This window comes from Aerococcus sp. L_32, assembly GCF_050689315.1.
Genome location: NZ_JBOEQF010000641.1, coordinates 1 through 991, shown reverse-complemented (window position 1 = coordinate 991; position 991 = coordinate 1). Strand labels below are relative to the sequence as shown.

Here is a 991-nt window from a genome sequence, read left to right as displayed (position 1 = left end):
TTATATGTCAACGATGGTGGATAAAGATGAGCCAATCAAGGCATCTAACAAAGTCCACGGTGGTGTACCGCATGAAGTTGAGAACGAATATATCGAACGCTCAGACTGGGGTTGGGCGATCGACCCAATCGGTTTACGTTATACCCTAAATCGCTTCTACGACCGTTACCAAGTGCCATTATTTATCGTGGAAAATGGCTTGGGACTTGTAGATGAGTTTGACGCTGACGGTCAGATCCATGACCAAGCAAGGATTGCTTACTTACGTGACCACATTGAACAAATCAAATTAGCTGTTGACGAAGACGGCGTTGATTTAATGGGTTACACACCGTGGGGCGTGATTGATATCGTATCCTTTACAACTGGAGAAATGAAAAAACGCTATGGTATGATCTACGTTGATCGTGACAATGAAGGAAACGGAACGCTAGCCCGTTCTAAGAAAGCATCATTTGCATGGTACCGTAAAGCCATTGATTCAGACGGCGAAGACTTAGCTTAATCATTACAATAATAAAAGACGAAATGCACTTTTCTTGAAGCGCATTTCGTCTTTTTTCGCGTATATACAACTTGTAGGGCGGATTACTCACCAACCATACCATCGCCGTCACGGTCGTCCATATATGGATACAACCAATGGTCTGAATAAATAGGCATTGAAAAGCCTGCTGCTTTGGCTTCTTTAATGGTTACCTGACCGTTGCCATTGGCATCAACCGAACTGACATCACCGCCGGAAGCGGGCGCTGTAGTAGCGGGTGCACTTTCGGCTGCAGGGGCAGTTTCAGAAACGGTTGAAGATTGGTTTAAGTTTGGTAATGATTCATCTTGTGTTGGGCCTTCAGGACCTAATGATGAGCCGTCTGCATAGTTGATTTCAACGTCTGGTTGGATGTTTGGTACATAGATATTGAATTGGATAGTCGCCCCGTTATCTTCAATAGAGAAACCTTCCATGTAAACACCGGATGCCAGTAGGTTATCA

1 protein-coding gene and 1 pseudogene are annotated in these 991 nt (G+C 44.4%); one reads left to right on the top strand and one right to left on the bottom strand.

Translation table 11 applies throughout. The features are described from left to right. A partial coding sequence (locus ACRCJ0_RS15385; RefSeq protein WP_431391066.1) for a family 1 glycosylhydrolase occupies window positions 1-505 on the top strand: 505 nt, incomplete at its 5' end. 83 nt (window positions 506-588) lie between these two features. On the opposite strand, the pseudogene ACRCJ0_RS15380 reads toward ACRCJ0_RS15385, so the two are convergent. Further along, window positions 589-991, bottom strand: a pseudogene (locus ACRCJ0_RS15380) (DNA/RNA non-specific endonuclease); the annotation flags it as partial.